Annotated in this window: 13 protein-coding genes; 3 read left to right on the top strand and 10 right to left on the bottom strand. The window is 68.4% G+C overall.

What is annotated here, in order from left to right:
- Nucleotides 1-139: 139 nt before the first annotated feature.
- From VEC57_05755 to VEC57_05715, 9 genes are all read right to left on the bottom strand, one after another.
- The gene (locus VEC57_05755) at nucleotides 140-601 is read right to left on the bottom strand and encodes an SUF system NifU family Fe-S cluster assembly protein (GenBank protein ID HYB98623.1); all 462 of its coding nucleotides are present in this window, start codon (nucleotides 599-601) and stop codon (nucleotides 140-142) included.
- The gene (locus tag VEC57_05750) at nucleotides 601-1,866 is read right to left on the bottom strand and encodes a cysteine desulfurase (protein ID HYB98622.1); all 1,266 of its coding nucleotides are present in this window, start codon (nucleotides 1,864-1,866) and stop codon (nucleotides 601-603) included. Before VEC57_05750 ends, VEC57_05755 begins: the two co-directional genes overlap by 1 nt.
- On the bottom strand, nucleotides 1,863-3,206 hold the full coding sequence (gene sufD, locus VEC57_05745) for a Fe-S cluster assembly protein SufD (GenBank protein HYB98621.1): 1,344 nt from the start codon (nucleotides 3,204-3,206) through the stop codon (nucleotides 1,863-1,865). Before sufD ends, VEC57_05750 begins: the two co-directional genes overlap by 4 nt.
- Nucleotides 3,207-3,218: 12 nt before the next feature.
- A complete protein-coding gene (sufC, locus tag VEC57_05740) occupies nucleotides 3,219-3,977 on the bottom strand; it encodes a Fe-S cluster assembly ATPase SufC (protein ID HYB98620.1) in 759 nt (252 codons plus the stop codon).
- On the bottom strand, nucleotides 3,974-5,437 hold the full coding sequence (gene sufB / locus VEC57_05735) for a Fe-S cluster assembly protein SufB (protein HYB98619.1): 1,464 nt from the start codon (nucleotides 5,435-5,437) through the stop codon (nucleotides 3,974-3,976). Before sufB ends, sufC begins: the two co-directional genes overlap by 4 nt.
- On the bottom strand, nucleotides 5,434-5,967 hold the full coding sequence (locus VEC57_05730) for an Rrf2 family transcriptional regulator (GenBank protein ID HYB98618.1): 534 nt from the start codon (nucleotides 5,965-5,967) through the stop codon (nucleotides 5,434-5,436). The genes sufB and VEC57_05730 overlap by 4 nt, the downstream gene beginning before the upstream one ends.
- A 236-nt stretch (nucleotides 5,968-6,203) precedes the next feature.
- Nucleotides 6,204-9,245 carry an SMC family ATPase gene (locus tag VEC57_05725; protein HYB98617.1) on the bottom strand — a complete coding sequence of 1,014 codons (3,042 nt, stop codon included), beginning with the start codon at nucleotides 9,243-9,245 and terminating at the stop codon, nucleotides 6,204-6,206.
- 19 nt (nucleotides 9,246-9,264) lie between these two features.
- Nucleotides 9,265-10,404 carry an exonuclease SbcCD subunit D gene (locus VEC57_05720; GenBank protein ID HYB98616.1) on the bottom strand — a complete coding sequence of 380 codons (1,140 nt, stop codon included), beginning with the start codon at nucleotides 10,402-10,404 and terminating at the stop codon, nucleotides 9,265-9,267.
- A 273-nt stretch (nucleotides 10,405-10,677) separates the two neighbouring features.
- The gene (locus VEC57_05715) at nucleotides 10,678-12,465 is read right to left on the bottom strand and encodes a trypsin-like serine protease (GenBank protein HYB98615.1); all 1,788 of its coding nucleotides are present in this window, start codon (nucleotides 12,463-12,465) and stop codon (nucleotides 10,678-10,680) included.
- A 263-nt stretch (nucleotides 12,466-12,728) separates the two neighbouring features.
- Here VEC57_05715 and VEC57_05710 point away from each other — a divergent pair, with 263 nt between their 5' ends.
- The 3 genes from VEC57_05710 (at nucleotide 12,729) to VEC57_05700 (ending at nucleotide 16,814) form a co-directional block, all read left to right on the top strand.
- Nucleotides 12,729-13,553: a right-handed parallel beta-helix repeat-containing protein gene (locus VEC57_05710; GenBank protein HYB98614.1), complete on the top strand. Its 825-nt coding sequence runs from the start codon at nucleotides 12,729-12,731 to the stop codon at nucleotides 13,551-13,553.
- Entirely contained in the window at nucleotides 13,550-16,051 is a 2,502-nt protein-coding gene (locus VEC57_05705; GenBank protein HYB98613.1) for a hypothetical protein, read from the top strand. Before VEC57_05710 ends, VEC57_05705 begins: the two co-directional genes overlap by 4 nt.
- 61 nt (nucleotides 16,052-16,112) lie before the next feature.
- Nucleotides 16,113-16,814 carry a hypothetical protein gene (locus tag VEC57_05700; GenBank protein HYB98612.1) on the top strand — a complete coding sequence of 234 codons (702 nt, stop codon included), beginning with the start codon at nucleotides 16,113-16,115 and terminating at the stop codon, nucleotides 16,812-16,814.
- Between the two features lie 3 nt (nucleotides 16,815-16,817).
- On the opposite strand, the gene larB is transcribed toward VEC57_05700, so the two are convergent.
- Nucleotides 16,818-17,591 carry a nickel pincer cofactor biosynthesis protein LarB gene (gene larB / locus VEC57_05695; GenBank protein ID HYB98611.1) on the bottom strand — a complete coding sequence of 258 codons (774 nt, stop codon included), beginning with the start codon at nucleotides 17,589-17,591 and terminating at the stop codon, nucleotides 16,818-16,820.
- Nucleotides 17,592-17,666 lie beyond the last annotated feature (75 nt).

Below are 17,666 nucleotides of genomic sequence, written 5' to 3'. Positions count from 1 at the left end.
ACGTTGCGGACTTCAGGCTGCTGACCCGCAGCGGCAGCGGCATCATGCCGCTCCCATGGTGCGTTCGCAGCGGGCTTTGCTGCCATCCCGGCCTCCGGCTCTGCGCTCATCGTTTGATTCTTGTGTTCGTGCTCGTGGCTCATTCGGTCACCGCGACTTCTTCTGCCTTGCCTTCGAGCGCGTTGTGCAACGTATGCCACGCCAGGGTGGCGCACTTGACGCGCAGCGGGTACTGCCGCACTCCCTCGAACACCGCCAGCTTCCCCAGCTCGGTGTCGGTCTCGGCGGCAACATCCTCGTCTCGCGCCGTCACCAGCGCCGTCAGCTTGCGGAAGAGCGCCAGCGCCTGCGCGGTGGTCTTGCCTTTGACCGCTTCGGTCATCAGGGACGCTGAAGCCTGCGAGATCGCGCACCCCTGCCCTTCGAAGCTCACGCCACGCACCCTGTCGCCGTCGAGCTCGAGGTAGAGCATGATCTTGTCGCCGCACAGCGGGTTGTAGCCCTCGGCGTGATGGGTGGCCTCGCCGAGGCGGCCGAAGTTCCGCGGGCGGCGGCCGTGATCCAGGATCAGCTCCTGGTAGAGATCGCGCAGATCCGACATCAGCCCATCATCTCCCGAACGCGCTGCAGGCCGGCGACGAGGCGGTCCACGTCCTGGCGCGAGTTGTACAGGCCAAAGGAAGCGCGAGCCGTGGCCGGCAGTCCGAAACGCGTGATCACGGGCTGCGCGCAGTGATGCCCGGTGCGGATCGCGACGCCCTCGTGATCGAGAATCGTACCGATGTCGTGCGGATGGATGTCCTCGAGCACGAACGAGTGCACGCCGGCCTTTTCGCGCGCGTTTCCGACGATGCGCAACCCCGGCACCGAAAGCAGCGCCTCGCGCGCATACGCCAGCAGGTCCTGCTCGTGCGCCGCCACGTTCTCCAGGCCGAGCGCGTCCAGATAGTCCAGAGCAGCCGCCAGCCCGACGGCGCCGGCGACGTCGGGAGTTCCCGCCTCGAACTTGTGCGGCACCGTGTTGTACGTGGTCTGCTCGAACGTCACCGACAGGATCATCTCGCCGCCGCCCTGATACGGCGGCAGCTTCTCGAGCAGCTCGCGGCGTCCCCACAGCGCACCGATGCCCATCGGCGCGTACACCTTGTGGCCGGAGAATGCGTAGAAGTCGCAGCCGAGCGCGTCGACGTCCAGAGGGATGTGCGGCACCGCCTGCGCGCCGTCGACGACCAGTCTGGCGCCGGCATCGTGGGCCACCTGTGCGATGCGAGCGATCGGGTTGACGGTACCGAGCGCATTGGAAACGTGCGTGACGGCGACGATCTTCGTCCGCGGGCCGAGCAGCGCCGCCAGCTCCTCCAGCATCAGCTCGCCGTTCTCGTCCACCGGCGCCACGCGCAGCCTGGCGCCGGTGCGAGCGCAGGCCATCTGCCACGGCACGATGTTGGAGTGGTGCTCCATGTACGAGACGACGACCTCGTCGCCCTCGCGCAGTTCGGTCTGGGCCAGGCTGTGCGCGACCAGGTTCAGCGCCTCGGTGGCACCGCGAAGAAACACGATTTCGCTCGAGGAGGCTGCGCCGACGAAGCGGCCGACTCGCGTGCGCGCGTCCTCGTAGGCGATGGTGGCACGCTCGCTCAGAGTGTGGACGCCGCGATGCACGTTGGCGTTGTCGTGCTCGTAGTAGCGATTGACGGCGTCCAGCACGGCGCGTGGTTTCTGCGTCGTGGCGGCATTGTCCAGATAGACGAGCGGCTTTCCGTGCACGCTCTGCGACAGGATCGGGAAGTCGTTCCGGATCCGTTCGACGTCGTACTCCGCCGCCGACGAATCGCGGACGGGCTGCGGTCGCGCCGTTGCGCTCACTTCGCTTCTCCTTGCCGTGCCAGGCCGGCGACGCGCTCCGAAACCATCGCTTCCATGCCCTGCCGAAGCGTCGGCGGCACGACCGATTCGGCCACTTCGATGGCGAAGCCGTACACGAGCAGACGGCGCGCCTCGCGCGCATCGATGCCGCGTTGCTGGATGTAGAACAGCGCGTCGTCGTCGAGACGGCCGATGCTGGCGCCGTGCGTGCACTGCACGTCGTCGGCGTAGATCTCGAGCTGCGGGCGCGTCTCGGCCACCGCGCCGTTCCCGAGAACGAGATTGGCGTTGTTCTGCCGCGCCTCGATCTTCTGCGCGCCCGAGCGCACCAGGACCTTGCCCGTGAAGACGCCGCGCGCGCTGTCTTCCAGGACACCCTTGAAGAGCTGGCGGCTGCGCGTGCACGGACAGGCGTGGTCGATCTGGATGTGATGGTCGGCGTGCTGCGCGCCATGCAGCGCCCACAGTCCCGACAGCGTGCACTCGGCGTGATCGCCGCCGAGCCGCACGGGAAGCTCGACGCGCGAGAGCGCGGCGCCGATCCCGAAGCTGTGCGAGGAAAACGAGCTGCCGGCCTCCTGGTCCACCTGCACGCGGCCGACGTGGTAGGCGCTCTCCGGCTCGCGCTGCACGCGCACGTGGCCGAGCGCCGCGCTCCTGCCGACGGCGATCTCGGTTGCCGCGTTTGTAAGGTAGCGCGCGCCGGCGGTGCCGACGTAGTGCTCGACGATCAGCGCCGAGCTGCCGGGGCCGGCCACGATGACGTTGCGAGGATGCGTGACGAACGGTTCGGCGCGCGACGTCGAATGGAACACCACGTGGACCGGCGTCTCGATGATCGCGCCTTCGTCGATCTCGATCACTGCGCCATCGTCGAGAAAAGCGGTGTTCATGGCTGCGAAGCCGTGCGCTTCCACCGGCAGGTACTTGCCCAGCCACGGTTCGAGCGTGGCCGGCTCACGCTCGAGGCGCTCGCGCAGGCTGCTGACGCGAAGCCCGCGCGGCAGCCTGCCGTGCCGCGACGAGGCGGCGCGATAATGGCCATCGACGAACACCAGCAGCGGCGAGTCGCCGTCGAGGCCGGCAACGCCACCCAGCACCGCCGCGACCTCCGCCTCCTCGATCCTCACCTCATCGGCCAGGACCGGCCGCAGCGAGTCGCGCAGCACCGGCGAGACGTTCGTGTACTTCCAGTCCTCGTGCTTGACCGTGGGAAAGCCGGCTTCGGCGAGGCGGGCGAGCCCGCGCGTGCGCAGCGCGTCCAGCCACCCGGCGCCGCGTCCCGACAGCCTCGCGCGCACGCGCTCGAACTGCCCGGTGATGTCGCCAGCCGTGCTCACTCGCCTCGTTCCTTACGCCTGCGCCTGCTCGGCGATCGTCTTGTAGCCGCGCTCCTCGACCTCGCGCGCCAGCTCGGGGCCGCCGGAGCGGACGATCCGCCCGCCCGAAAGCACGTGCGTGCGGTCGGGCACGATATAGTCGAGCAGCCGCTGATAGTGCGTGATGACGATGATGGCGCGGTCCGGCGCGCGCAGGCTGTTCACGCCCTGGGCCACCGTGCGAAGCGAATCGACGTCGAGCCCCGAATCGGTCTCGTCGAGAATGGCCAGGCGCGGCTCGAGCATGGCCATCTGGAAGATCTCGTTGCGCTTCTTCTCGCCTCCGGAGAAGCCTTCGTTGACGGCGCGATGCAGGAACGCCTCGTCCAGGCCGACCAGCTTCATCTTGGCGCGAGCGGCCATCAGGAAGTCGACCGCGTCCAGCTCGTCCTGTCCGCGGTGCTTGCGCACCGCATTGACCGCCGCCTTGAGGAAGTAGGAGTTGGCGATGCCCGGAAGCTCGAGCGGGTACTGGAACGACAGGAAGATTCCCTCGCGCGCACGAACGTACGGCTCCATCTCGAGCAGGTTCTTGCCATCGAAGGTCACGCTGCCCTCGGTGACCGTGTAGATCTCGCGGCCGGCCAGAAGCTGGGCCAGCGTGCTCTTGCCCGAGCCGTTGGGCCCCATCACCGCGTGCACCTCGCCGGCCCCGACGGAGAGCGACAGGCCGTTGAGGATCTTCTTGTCCTCCACCTCGGCGTGAAGGTTGTCGATCTCGAGCATGCTCATCCCACCGCTCCTTCCAGCGTGACGCCGAGGAGCTTTTGTGCCTCCACCGCGAACTCCATCGGCAGCTCGCGAAAGACCTGCTTGCAGAAGCCGTTGACGATCAGCGAGACCGCGTCCTCTTCCGAAAGGCCGCGCTGCTGGCAGTAGAAGAGCTGGTCCTCGCCGATCTTGGAGGTGGACGCCTCGTGCTCGACCTGCGCGGTCGAGTTGCGCACGTCGATATAAGGAAACGTGTGGGCGCCGCACTTGTCGCCGAGCAGCAGCGAGTCGCACTGCGAATAGTTGCGCGCGCGGTCGGCGTTCGGGCCTACCTGCACCAGGCCGCGATAACTGTTCTGCCCGTGGCCGGCGCTGATGCCCTTGGAGATGATCGTGCTCTTCGTATCCTTGCCGATGTGCACCATCTTGGTGCCGGTGTCGGCCTGCTGGTAGTTGTTCGTCACCGCCACCGAGTAGAACTCGCCCACCGAGTGATCGCCCTGCAGGATGCAGCTTGGATACTTCCAGGTGATGGCCGAGCCGGTCTCGACCTGCGTCCACGAGATCTTCGAATACGCGCCCGCGCACTTGCCGCGCTTGGTCACGAAGTTGTAGATACCGCCCTTGCCCTGCTTGTCGCCCGGGTACCAGTTCTGGACCGTCGAGTACTTGATTTCGGCGCGGTCGAGCGCGACCAGCTCGACGACCGCCGCGTGGAGCTGGTTCTCGTCGCGCATCGGCGCCGTGCAGCCCTCGAGATAGCTCACCGAGGCGCCTTCGTCCGCGACGATGAGCGTGCGCTCGAACTGTCCGGTGTTGGCGGCGTTGATGCGGAAGTACGTCGACAGCTCCATCGGGCACTTCACGCCCTTGGGCACGTAACAGAAGCTGCCGTCGGTGAAGACCGCCGAATTGAGCGCGGCGTAGAAGTTGTCCGTGATCGGAACCACCGAGCCCAGATACTTCCGCACCAGCTCGGGATGGTTCTGCACCGCCTCGGTGAACGAGCCGAAGATCACGCCGGCCTTGGCCAGGGTGTCCTTGAACGTGGTCGCGACCGAGACGCTGTCGAACACGGCGTCGACCGCCACGCCCGCCAGCAGCTTGCGCTCCTCGAGCGGAATCCCGAGCTTCTCGAACGTATCGAGCAGCTCCGGATCCACCTCGTCCATGCTCGAGAGCTTCGGCTTCTGCTTGGGTGCGGCGTAGTAGCTGATGCCCTGATAGTCGATGGGGGCGAAGCGGACGTGCGCCCACTTCGGCTCGCCCTGCGCCTGCGCCATCTTCGACCACGCGCGGAATGCCTTCAGCCGCCACTCGAGCATGAATTCGGGCTCGTTCTTCTTGGCCGAGATGAAGCGGATGATCTCTTCGTTGATGCCCGGCGGTGCCACATCGCTTTCGATGTCGGTGATGAAGCCCCACTTGTACTCGCCGCTCTCGACGAGCTCGCGAGCGTCGGGTCCGGTGGTGCCGCTCATGCCAGCCTCTCACGCTCGGAGACGGAGCCCGAGCCGTTGCCGACAGCCGGTGCCGACGACGATTCCGCCCGACCGGCGCCGGCAAGCTCGCGCGTCAGCCATGCAACAGTCGAGCGCTCGTCGCGGCGAAGGTCGGCCAGGGAGATGGCCGACAGCGCCGTCTGCAGGATGTTGTTGACGTTGCGCCACACCGCCCGCACCGAGCAGTCGGTGGTGTGAGCGCAGTCGGTCTGCGAGCCCGTGTGGCTCGCGCAGAACTTCTCTTCGTATAGGGGGCCGTCCAGCACCGACAGGACGTCCCAGACGCTGATTTCGCTCGCGGGCCGCGCCAGCAGATAGCCCCCCGCCGCGCCACGGGTGCTGACGACGAGACCGCCGTTCTTGAGCACGCGCATCAGCTTGGCGGCGTACTCGAGGCTGAGGCCTTCGGCCGTGGCCACCTCGTGGGTGCGAATCGGGTCGTCCGACGCGTGCTTCGCCACCCGCAAGAGGCATCGCAGCCCGTATTCTTCCTGCGCCGTGATGTGCATGACGATGACCGTAGGAATACCGGACTTTTAAGTCAAGTTTCGGCCGTGACTATTCGACGCATGGCGTCGCCACGCCCCGCCGCGGGACCCATGTACCCAGCGCGATGACGAAAAGGACATGCCTCGGCCGTCATGCCGGTGCCTTTCTGCCGCGCCGTCGTAAGCCGTAGAAGGCAACGATCATGGTTGGTGCAGCGCCCGGCCGTCATGCCGTTTCGGGCAACGATCACTCAGCCTCAGCCGACGAACCGCGCCGTGCTCCCGCGCGGTCCAGGTATGACCTCCAGGCGCGCCTGCACGCGTTCCTTGAGCTCGGGCACGTGCGAGATGATTCCGACCAGGCGCCCGCCGGCCTGCAGCTCTTCGAGCGCGCTCATGGCCTGATCCAGCGCTTCGGGGTCGAGCGTGCCGAAGCCCTCGTCGACGAACATCGTCTCCAGGTGGATGCCGCCGCTGTACGCCTGCACGACATCAGCCAGTCCCAGCGCCAGCGACAACGACGCCAGAAAGCTCTCGCCGCCCGACAACGTGGCCACAGGACGGCAGGTGCCGGTGTGCGAATCGAACACCTCGAGGTCGAGGCCGCCGCTGGTGCGGCGATCGCGCCGCTCGCCCGAGCGCGTCAAGGCGAAACGCTGGTGGCTCATGCGCCGCAGCCGCTGAGAGGCGGCAGCCAGAACGTCATCGAGAAGCGCGCCGAGCACGAAGCGCAGCAGCGAGATCCCCGCGGGATTGCGGCCAGAGGCGACGTCGGAGACGCGGCCGACGGTGGCGTACTCGGCTTCGAGCGCAACCACCTTCTCGTGCGCCGCCGTCAATGCGGCCAGCGCCTGCCGGTGGGCACGCGCCGCTTCGGCCATGCGTGCGCGCTCGGCGACGACCTGCTCCAGCGCATTCCTGGCCGCTGCAGCCTGCTGCGTCTGCGCATCCAGATCGGGAGCAGCGATGCCCGCAGCCGATGCTTCGGCGCGGGCCAGGCGCTCGGCGGAGGCATGCACGGCGGCGTCGTAGCGCGACAGCGCCTCGTCGAGCTCGCGCATCGCGGCCGCACTGCGACGCGCGGCAAGGGCCTGGGCGGCGCTGTCGAAACCTTGCGCCGCCAGCGCCCGATCGAGATCGGCGGTCGCGGTGCGCGCTGCCTCCGCGCTTTTCTCCGCCTCCGCCTCGCAGTCGGCAACCGCACGCTGCGACGAGAGCAACGCCTGCTCGCTGCGCGTCTGGCGCTCCTTGGCGGCCTCGAACGCCGCTTCCATCTCGTCACGTCGCTTGCGCGCCTGTGCGAGCTGGCGCGTCAGAGCGTCAACGTCGGTGACGGGGCCGTGCTCGCGCGCCAGCTCCTCCAGCAGCGTCTTGATCTTTTCGAGCTCGATCCTCGCGTTGGCAGCGGCTTGCTGCGCCGAGGCCTGGTCGGCTTGAGCTTCCTCGATCGCCTCGCGGCGCTCGCGCATCTCCTTTTCGATCGCGCGGCATCGGACGTCGGCCTTGCCGGCCTCGACCAGCTCCCGGCGCGCGGCTTCCAGCGCGGCCGCGACCGACTCGAGCGTCGCTTCCGCCCACTCGCCGAGCTCGCGCTCCAAACCATCGCGTCGCTCGCGCAGAACGCCGGCCTCCTCTCGCGCCTGCGACAGAGCGGCGGCCGCCGCGTGCTGCTCCGAGCGCGCCTCCTCGACCGCAGTGCGTGCCGCGTCGAACTCTTCGGAAGTCGGCACGGCGCCGGCAGCGACGGCCGGATGAGGATGCTCGCCGGAGCCGCAAACGGGACACGGCTGGCCAGGCTCGAGCATGCGCGCCAGGACCGCCGCCTGCCCGGCCGTCCACGCCGCCAGCACATCCCGTTCGTGGGCGACGGCGTCGGCAAGACGCTTCGCGCTCTGCTCGCAGCGGGCCTGCGCGCCGCCGACAGCAACCGTCTGCTTCAGCAGCAGCGAGCGCGCCTCGGCGAGCTGCTGGAGCTTCTTCACTCGCTCGGCGGCCTCGGCGGCGGCAACTCTTCTTCGTTCGAGCTGGTCGCGGACGGCGCGAACGCCTTCGAGCTCTCGCGACAGGACCTCGCACCGTGCCTGTGCGAACCCGATCTCGCGCTCGCTGCGCCTGGCGGCGCCGTCGGCGTCGGCGAAGCCCACCTCGGCGCTTCGCAGCGCAGCGGTCAGATCCGCGACGCGCTCGGACTGAGCAAGCGCCTGCTCGAGCTGTCGCACCTGCTCGGCCGCGGCCGCCCGCTCGCCCGCCCGCCGCGTCTCGCGTGCGAGCGTCTCCTGCGCGTCGCGCCGTTCATCGACGGACCGCTGGGCATGCTCACGCGCAGCGGCGAGCCTGGCCGCAGCGGCGTCGGCATGCCTGTTCGCCAGCTCCAGACGCGTGCGATCCGATTCCACGTGCTGCGCGCGCCGAGCGGCTTCCAGCTCGCGGCGCCAGCCCGTGTGCACGTCGGCCTGCCGCTCCAGATCGGCACGCGCAGCGCGCGCGCTGCCAAGCTCCTCCAGCGCCGCCGCCGCGGCGCGCGCCTGCTCGAGCGCGCGCGTCGCGACGGCGTCGGCCGCTCGCGCACGCGTCTCCCGATCCTGCAGCTCGCTCATGCGCTGCTCGGCCTGCTCGCAGCGCGCGCGAAGGTCGTCCAGGCTCTCCGCTCCGCTCTGCTCGACGAGCGCCGCAAGGACGCGTCGCTCCTTCTCGATGTCGGCACGCAGTCGGCTGCCCGATTCGCGCAGGGCTTCCTCGATGCGACGGTACAGTTCGGTGCCGAACAGCGTCTCGAGGATCTTCTCGCGCTCCTTCGAATCGCTGACCAGGACGCGGCGGAACTCGCCCTGCGGGATCAGCACGACCTGCCGGAACTGATCGGCCTCGAAGCCGAGAAGCTCGACGATCCTGTCGCTGGCCTCGCGGCTCTTGCTCGCCAGCACTTCTTCCTGGCCGCCGCCGCGCGACGAAAGACGCCACAGCGTTGCCGCCGCCGGACGCCTCGTCTTGCCACCAGGTCGGTCCTGCTCCGGCGCGCGGTGGATGCGGTAGAGCCGCTCGCCGATGGCGAAATCCAGCTCGACCTCGGTGCGCACGGATGCGTCGGCGAAATCGCTGCGGACCGCGTCGGCGCTGCGGTCCTCGCCGGAGGCCTTGCCGAAAAGGGCAAAGCAGATCGCGTCCAGGATCGTCGTCTTGCCGGCGCCGGTCGGACCGTGGATCAGGAAGAGCGAGCGGCCGCGCAGCTCCGAGAAATCCAGCGTGACTTCGTCCGCGTACGGACCGAAGGCACGCATCGTCAGTCGCAGCGGTCTCATCGCCGCCGCGGCAACGGACTCACGCCGCCTCCTGCTCGCGGCGGCGGACCTGCGTCACCGTGGCCTCGAACACTCCGGCCTCCGTCAGCGTCGGCTGCTCGCCCGTGACCTCTTCGAAGAACGCGCGAAAGAGCTCGGCTTCGGTGTGGCGGCGCGGGTCGCGGCGCTGAGCCTCGACGGGGTCGGCAGCGAAGGACTTCCTGCCTACGTGCAGGCAGTTGGGGTAGGCCTGGCGAAGCTTGCCGGCGGCATCCAGGATCGCGCCGCGATCGGTCAGCATGGCAAGGATGTAGTCGTCGCGCCCGGCATCGGACGCCGACGCGCGCAGCAGCTCGTTCATCTCGCCCTCGATCACGCGCACGTCGCGCCTTGGCCGCAGCGAGACCTGCTCGATCGAACACGTGCCGCGTGCGTCCATGTCGACGATCGTCAGGCTCTTGGCATGGTCGGCCTCGGCGAACGAGTACTTCAGCAGCGAGCCGCTGTAGCGAAGCTCGGGGCGCCCCACCTGCTGCGGCCGATGCAGGTGGCCGAGCGCGGTGTAGCCGAAGCCGTCGAAGCAGGTCGTGCGCACGCTGCCGGTGCCGCCCACCGACAGCGGCCGCTCCGATTCGCTGGCGGTGGCGCCGGCAACGAACGCGTGCGCCATGGCGATGGTGCGCCTGCCCTTCGCCGGCCTGGCGCCATCGTGGGACAGGTCGGCCAGGAGTGCCGAGTCGTGATCGACGACGCCCTCGTTTCCGAGGCGCGTGCGCACCACGGCGGGCTCGGCATACGGAATGGCCACGACGTCGACCGGTCCGTGCGCATCGCCGAGCGTCACCACGCGCGCGCAGCCGGAGACGACATGCAGCCCGCCGCCCGACAGCAGCCCCGCGCCGAAGCCGAGCCGGTCGGCGCTGTCGTGGTTGCCGGCGATCGCGATCACCGGCACGCGCTCGCCCACGACGATGCGCAGCAGGACGTCGTCGAGCAAACGCACGGCATCGACGGGAGGAATCGAGCGGTCGTAGACGTCGCCGGCCAGCAGCACGCACTCGATCCCCTCCTCTCGCACGATCGTCACGAGCTGGTCGAGAACGAACGCCTGGTCCTCGAGCAGCGGCGCGACGAAGAGGCTGCGGCCGAGGTGCCAGTCCGAGGTGTGAAGGAAGCGCATGCTGCTGCGGTTTTAGCGGCCTGCAGCGGGCACGCAAGATCATCGGTGGCATCGATTCGCCGGTGCACAGGCTTGCGCACAGCTCGTGCACGGTTCGCGCACATCCAGCGCACCGCCAGCGCACATCGGCGCACATCGGCGCACCGCGGTCGCTGGCCGCATGCGGCGGGAGCGCGGCGCGTCGGGAGAGGCCGGCTCGACCGGCCAAACGAAGACGGGCGGCCGATTTCTCGGCCGCCCGTCCTGGATTCGGTCCCGATCCTGCGTTGCAGGCTACGGGGTGGACACGAGGAGCTTCGGGCTGAACTTCGAGTCCTTGATGCAGTTGACGAAGCGCCCCTTGGCCCGCACGCGGTACTCGTAAGCCGTGTCGCCGTCGACGCTGCGGTCGGCATGGCGCTCATCGTCGGCGTTGAGGATGGCAACCTGCCGCCAGCGCTTCGCACCGGCGACCCGCCGCTGCAGCTCGAACCCGGTCTCGTCGTCGCTGCGGTCGTTCCAGCGCAGCACCACCTTGTTGTCGGTGATCTCCTCGACGCGCAGGCGGTTGGGCGGCGTGGGGCCCGGATCGTTGACGATGCAGTCGTTGCTCCACTCCGAGAAGCCCGACTCGTTGAAGGCGCGGACGCGGTAGGTGTAGATGTTGTCGGGATTGGTGCTGTCGAGGAAGAAGTCCTTGTCGGCAGCGACCTGCCCGCGCGTGACGAAGTCGTCGGTGAACCTGCCGAGGCTGCGCTGGATCTGGAAGCCTTCCTCGTTGAACGACTCGTCCAGCCACATGAAGCGGCGCAGGATCTCGCTGCGGTTCTCGTAGCGCAGCTGCCGCGGCGCCGGCGGCAGCAGCCCGTCGGGCGGCGGTCCGAACGCGGTCACGGTCACCTGGAAGCGGCTGCGACCGCGGCCCTGACCCTGGAAGACGTGCTTGATCAGGACGCTGACCTTCTCGGCGTCCGGATTGGCGATCTCGCAGACGCCGAACTGGCCCACTCCGCGCGACTGGCAATCGTTGTCGAACTTGGTCGGCGCCTCGTCGAGGCCCACGAAAAGGTCGTAGTCGCCTTCGCGCTCGGTGTCGCCGTTGACGGTCACGCGAAGCAGGATCGTGTCCTGCGGAATGTCGAACACGAAGCGGGCCTCGTCCTCGGACTTCGGCAGCTTGCCGGAGGCGCCCTTGACGACGACGTTGTTCTCGCCGACCTCGTTCAGGAGGCTGCACTGCTCGCGGCCGATGTCGACGCCGCCCACGTTCATGATCCACTGATGGTTCTTGAAGACGTTGGTGTCGTAGGCGAACGCGAACTCCTCGCAGGTGTCGCTGCCGCCGGCGTGAATTCCCGCGACAACGGGGCCGGAGCCGAAGTCGACGAACAGAGGTCCGCCGTCATCCTTGAAGCAGACGTTGGCTTCGCTTCCGGGCGCCTCGATCGGCTCGATGAAGTTCCAGCAGATGTTGGCCGGCTCGATGATGCCGGCGGGGCACTTGTCGGTGACCACCTCACCGACGCGCTTGATGGCGGCGTCGAGCCTGTCGTCGCCGCTGTTTCCGAAGCCGGCAATGATGCCTTCGGTGCCGTGCTGCACGGCGATGCCGTCCTTGAGGTTGGCGCGCGCGGGCTCGACGCCGGTCACCTTCTCCGACAGGCGCAGCACGGCGATGTCGCCGCGCTTGCCGCGCTCGTACTCGGGATTGATGAAGACGTCCCGGACGTGATGGATGCCGCTGTGCTGGAAGAAGACGCGCAGGTCTTCCTCGCCGAGGTTGGCGATCTCCCTGGCCTCGCACAGCTCGGCGTTGTTGGAATCCTTGCAGATGCAGTGCGCGGCGGTCAGGGCGGTGCGGCAGCCGATCAGGACGACGGAGCAGTCGAGAAACTGGTTCTTGGTATCGGGCCCGACGAAGAGCAGCGCACCGGTGGTGGGTTGCAGGTTGGTGGGGATGCCGTTGACGATGCTGCCCGTCCCCGGCGTCTCCGCCTCCACTCCATCGGCCCACGCCTGCCCGCCGCCGGCCAACCCCAGAACCAGCGCCGCGAGCAATGCTCTTCCCACTTCGATTTTCACGACAAACCTCCTGGCTCGATAGAGCCACAAAAGCGCGAACGCGCTGATCGGTCGGCCCGCAGCCGCAAGCCCACTGTCCAGACGGCCCCCCGCGCAAGAACGATGTCCCTATGTACTGGAAAACCCTGTGTTGGCGCAACGTGAGGTTTGCCGGTCGAGGCTCGTTTTTGGCGGCGGCGGTACCGTCTGCGCGGTCCGCGCATGAGCCTGGACGCCCCGATGGGGCGTTGACATAGCGTCCGCTGCCCCACTAGGGTCGCGTCGTGTCTCAGGGCCGCCGCCGACCCGCGCTGACTGCACTGCTCGGCGCGTCGGTCTGGCTGGCCCACCTTTCGCTGCCCGTACCCACATTTGCCAAAGCCTGCGGCGACGACGTCGGCGGCGCCCGCGTCCCCTGCGCCTGCGGCGATACGGTCGTCTCCGACACCGTCCTTCGCGCCGGCGATCCGGTGGTGTCGGGGCGGTGTCGCGGAGACGGCCTGATCGTGCGTGCCGGCGAGCTGGCCGAAACCATCGTTCTGGATCTGGCGGGGCTGGCCATCGTGGGCCGCGGTTCGGGTGTCGGCATCGACGTCGACGCGGGAGGCAATGACGGTGCGTTGATCAATGGCGGTGCCGAGGGCCGCCGCGGCCAGATCGTCGGCTTCGCCGTCGGCCTCAAGTCCCGTACCCCACGCGCCGTGCGCCGGCTTCAGCACGTCGAGGTCCGCGGACAGGTCTACGAGGGATTGAACCTGCGCTCTGCAGGCACCCTGGTCATCGACGTCCGCGCCGCGAGCAACGGTGCCGACGGCATCCGCATCTCGGGGCAGGGCGGCCGCATGATCGGCGTCGAGGCCGTGGGCAACGCGGGCGCCGGGCTGCGGGTGCTCGCGAACGACGTCGTCCTTCAGGGGCGGGCACAGGACAACCGCGAGCATGGAATCGTCGTGACCGGCATGCGCAACGACCTGCGCGGCTCCTCGGCCGTCGGCAACGGCGGCTACGGCTTCCTGCTCGCCGGTCGCGAGCCGAACATCGAGGGGATCGTCGCGCAAGCCAACGGCGTCAAGGACGTCGGCCACCGCAGGAAGAGAGGGCAACGATGAACGTGAATGCGTGGCCGCCGGTGATTCTGCTCGTTTCCGCGACCTTTGCCGCGACCAGCGCCCATGCCCTGACCGCCGCCAGCGCCGACGACATCTGCTCGCCAGGCACCGACCCCTGCGTCATCTCAGCAACCTATGACGTCACCGGCCCGCTCGACTTCGGCGAGCGCACGGTACGCCTTACCGGACCTGCGCGGCTGCGCGGCCAGCCCGATATCTCGATCACGTGCGGCCAGCTCGAGCTCCAGACGGGAGCGACGGCCTATCCGGTGATCGAAGGCGACGGCGGCAACGGAGGCTCCGTCGCCATCGACGTCGATCCTGGATCGATCCTCGGCGACGGCCGCATCGGCGCTTCGGGCAGCAACCCGGGCAGCGCCAGCATACGCGCCAGAGGCGACATCATCCTCCAGCGGCGACTGAACTTCTCGGCTACGACGCCCGGTGCCTACGCGGCCGACATCGAGATCCTCTCGGGTGGATCCGTCGTTGCCACGGGACCCATCACCATCGCGACGGCACCGGGCACCAACTACGATTACGACACCTCCGGCGGCGGCAGCATCGAGATCCGCGCCGCCGTGGATGTCGATGTCTCCGGGGGAATCGATGCCCTGGGCACCGCATGGGGCGGCAGCGTCACGCTCGATGCCGGCCGCGACATCACGGTCGGTGCCAGCATTCGCGGCGCTGCCGGTGACGGCGCCTACGCCAACGGCGGCCGGGTCGAGCTGTCGGCGGGCCGCGACATCCTCGTCGTGCAGACTGCCGACGGCGAGGCGCTGCAGGAGATCAGCACCGACGGCGGCGGCCGCTTGGAACGCTACGGCTACGGTTACGGTCTGAACTGGGAGTCAGGCTACGGCGGCTATCAGTATCTTCGGGCTATCGGCGACATACTCGTCGGCCCGAGCGCGCGCCTGCACAGCGACGGCGGCCCGGGCGCTTCCGGCGGCTACATCTACCTCTCCGCCTACGGAAAGGTGGACGTCCGCGGTGAAGTTCGCGCGCAGGGGCCGCCGCCCGAGCAGAGCGGAGACGGCGGCGCCGGCGGCGGCGGCATTCGGATCTACAGCGAGGAATCGATCACACTGGCGCAAGGTGCACTCGTCCACACCGCGTCGCTCATCGGCGGAGGGTATGTGGCGCTGGAATCGCTCGGGCCCGTTAGCATCGACGGCGAAATCGACGTCCGCGCCACCCAGCCGGCCGGCGAGTACGATTATCCGAGCAATGGCCAGTTCGTCGTCATCGGTACCGACATCGACATTGCCGGCAAACTGCGCGCCGGCGCGGCGTGGCGAAGCGACGACGACCAGCTCATCGATGCATGCCGTCTGCGCCTCGCCGGTACGGCGCGCATCGATGCATCTTTCGGCTCTCCCAATCCCGACAACGATGGCGTGGACATCTCCGTCGGCGAAAGCATGGTCGCGGCTGCCGGCAGCAGAATCCTCACCGACGGTGTCGGCGACAACACGACCATCACCTATCGCGATCCCGGCAAGCCGCCGCTGCTGAACGGCGTGATCTCTCCGGCCCCATCACTCGCGGTCAACCCCACCCTCGACGGCTGCCCGGTCTGCGGCAACAGCGAGATCGACGAGGGCGAGAGCTGCGACGACGGCAATACCGTCAGCGGCGACGGCTGCAGGAACGATTGCCAGGACGAAGGCTGCCTCGCCGAAAGCCCCGGCTACCCGGTGACCGCCCTCTGCAACGACGGCGCCGGCTGCACGCTGGACCGTTGCGACCCGGTCCTGCACCGCTGCATCCACGTCGTCTCATGCGAGGAAGGCGTCGCGTGCACGGCCGACACGTGCCAGGCCGGCGCCTGCCAGCACGAGCCGCTCGACTCGATCTGTGACGACCACAACGAGTGCACCGACGATCTCTGCAATGCTTCTACCGGCTGCGTCCATGCCGATCTGACCGGAGGCGCCTGCAACGACGCCGACTACTGTACCGCACCCGGCACTTGCGACCACGGCGACTGCATGACCGACAGCAGCGCGTATGCGACGGCAGCGTCGCTGGCCGCCGCAATGCCTTCGGGAGACACCAACGACAGGCTCAAGGGCCGCATCGATCTGCCCCTCGGCCTCGTCACGAGTGATCCGTCGATGACCGGAGTCATCATTGCGGTGCTCGACGATGGGGGCGCCAGCATCTATGAGGCGCGCTTGCAGGCAGCGAACTGGAGCGGTCGCATCAACGGCCGGCGCCACCGCTTCCGCGATGCGGAAGCGGCCACGAGCACGTCCAACGGGATCTCATCGGCGACACTCAGCCTTTCGGAAACCGCAGGCCTGGCCCGGCTGACGTTCAAGATGAAAGGCAGTGAGATCCCGGCGCTCGAGGAACAGGAGCGGGTCAACGTATCCGCTCTGTTCGGCGAGGCCGGCAGCGGCGAGTGCCTGACGGCGCTGCGCGTTCCGTGCGCCAGGCGCGGCGGCAACATCGATTGTCGAACCTCGGTTAGCACGACCGCTGACTAGGAGTGCGGCGCAGATGGGCCGGCTGCTTGCAAACCGCCAGGGCCGGCAGCAGCCTAGGCCGATGCGAATCCGTCACGTGCGTCTTCTCGCCGTCCCCGCCGTTGCCATTGTCGTTGCCGCGGCGTCTTCCGCCCGCGCCGACATCAATGATCTCGTCGCGTTCCTCGACCGCGCCGAGCGCATGGCGACGGTGAACGAGAAGGTGCAGGCCACCATCACGGTCAAGGATGGCGAAGGCGCGGGCAGGAAGGCCGTCCTGGTGCTGGATCCGGCCGGCGGCGGCACGCAGGTCTTCACGCAGGAAGAAACGGGGTGGAAGTCGCAGACCCCTCTGGCGTGGAAGCAGGGCAAGGTCGTCGAGAAGACCGGAGCGTCCGAGCATGCCATCGGTGTCGATGACCCTCTGGCCGGCACCGACCTGCGCGGGCTCGATTTCTTTCCCTTCTGGAAGACCGATTATTCCGGCGCGTTCATCTCGGACGAGAACCCGCACGAGAAGACGGTGTCGCTCTACGCGGGCAAGGGCCAGCCGTACTCGCTGTACGTGATCAGCTTCGACAAGGCCAAGCTCGTCCCGCGCATGATCAAGTTCTACAAGGACAGCTTCAGCAACCTCGTGCGCATCCGCACCGACAAGGATCACGTCATGGTCGGCTCGAGGCCGCGCCCTACCAAGATCCTGGTGCGGGATTTCGCCACCGGCTCGCTTCGCACCTACGAGCTGGAATGGAAGCTGCTCGAGGACGCCTCGGCAGCCGGCTGACGTTCAGGCGCCGCCCCGTCCGATCGCACGCAGAATCGCCGCAGCCGCCACGGCCGCGCCGAAGCCGTTGTCGATGTTGACGACGGTGATGCCCGGCGCGCACGAGGTCATCATCGAAAGCAGCGCCGCCAGGCCGCCGAAGCTGGCGCCGTAGCCGACGCTGGTGGGCACCGCGATGACGGGCCGGTCGATCAGGCCGGCAACGACGCTGGGCAGCGCGCCTTCCATGCCCGCGACCACGATCACGACCGTCGCTTCACCGATGGCGGTGCGGTCGGCGAGCAGCCGATGGATGCCGGCCACGCCCACGTCGCAATGACGCCGCACCTGGATGCCGAGGAATTCCAGCGTCAGCGCCGCTTCCTCGGCCACCCCGGCATCGGAAGTTCCCGCCGACACCACCGCCACGCGCATCGACGCAGCAACACCCTCGATGGCGTGGCTGCGCCTGCGCATCGCAAGGCGCGCGGCCGGGAAGTACTCCACGCCCGAGACGGCCGACATCAGCGCGGCGGCCGGCCCCTGCTCGATTCGCGTGACGAGCAGCCCGCTGCCGCGATCGGCCATCTCGCGGGCGATGGCCACGATCTGTTCGGCACTCTTGCCGGCGCCGAAGATCACTTCGGGGATGCCGGTGCGAAGCTCGCGGTGGTGGTCGATGCGGCCGGCGTCGACGTCACGAAACGGGAGATGGCGGATCTGCTCCAGCGCCTGCTCGGCGCCCAGCTCGCCGCGCGCCACGCGCTCGAGAAGATCTCGAAGGAGCTGGGGCGTCATGCGGTGTTCTTTGCCCAAGCCGATCCTCGGCTCAACTCGAACCATCGTCTCGCCGTTCATCCCCTCCACGCCAGC

The organism is Candidatus Limnocylindrales bacterium (assembly GCA_035626395.1).
Classification (GTDB): Bacteria; Desulfobacterota; Binatia; order UBA1149; family CAITLU01; genus DASPNH01.
This window is presented reverse-complemented; position numbering and strand designations above follow the sequence as displayed.

What these genes read in the sequence shown, in the direction of transcription:
- sufB (HYB98619.1), bottom strand. Translation starts at nt 5,437, where the DNA reads ATGAGCGGCACCACCGGACCCGACGCTCGCGAGCTCGTCGAGAGCGGC.
- sufC (HYB98620.1), bottom strand. Translation starts at nt 3,977, where the DNA reads ATGAGCATGCTCGAGATCGACAACCTTCACGCCGAGGTGGAGGACAAG.
- larB (HYB98611.1), bottom strand. Translation starts at nt 17,591, where the DNA reads ATGACGCCCCAGCTCCTTCGAGATCTTCTCGAGCGCGTGGCGCGCGGC.
- VEC57_05705 (HYB98613.1), top strand. Translation starts at nt 13,550, where the DNA reads ATGAACGTGAATGCGTGGCCGCCGGTGATTCTGCTCGTTTCCGCGACC.
- VEC57_05700 (HYB98612.1), top strand. Translation starts at nt 16,113, where the DNA reads ATGCGAATCCGTCACGTGCGTCTTCTCGCCGTCCCCGCCGTTGCCATT.
- VEC57_05720 (HYB98616.1), bottom strand. Translation starts at nt 10,404, where the DNA reads ATGCGCTTCCTTCACACCTCGGACTGGCACCTCGGCCGCAGCCTCTTC.
- VEC57_05725 (HYB98617.1), bottom strand. Translation starts at nt 9,245, where the DNA reads ATGAGACCGCTGCGACTGACGATGCGTGCCTTCGGTCCGTACGCGGAC.
- VEC57_05730 (HYB98618.1), bottom strand. Translation starts at nt 5,967, where the DNA reads ATGCACATCACGGCGCAGGAAGAATACGGGCTGCGATGCCTCTTGCGG.
- VEC57_05755 (HYB98623.1), bottom strand. Translation starts at nt 601, where the DNA reads ATGTCGGATCTGCGCGATCTCTACCAGGAGCTGATCCTGGATCACGGC.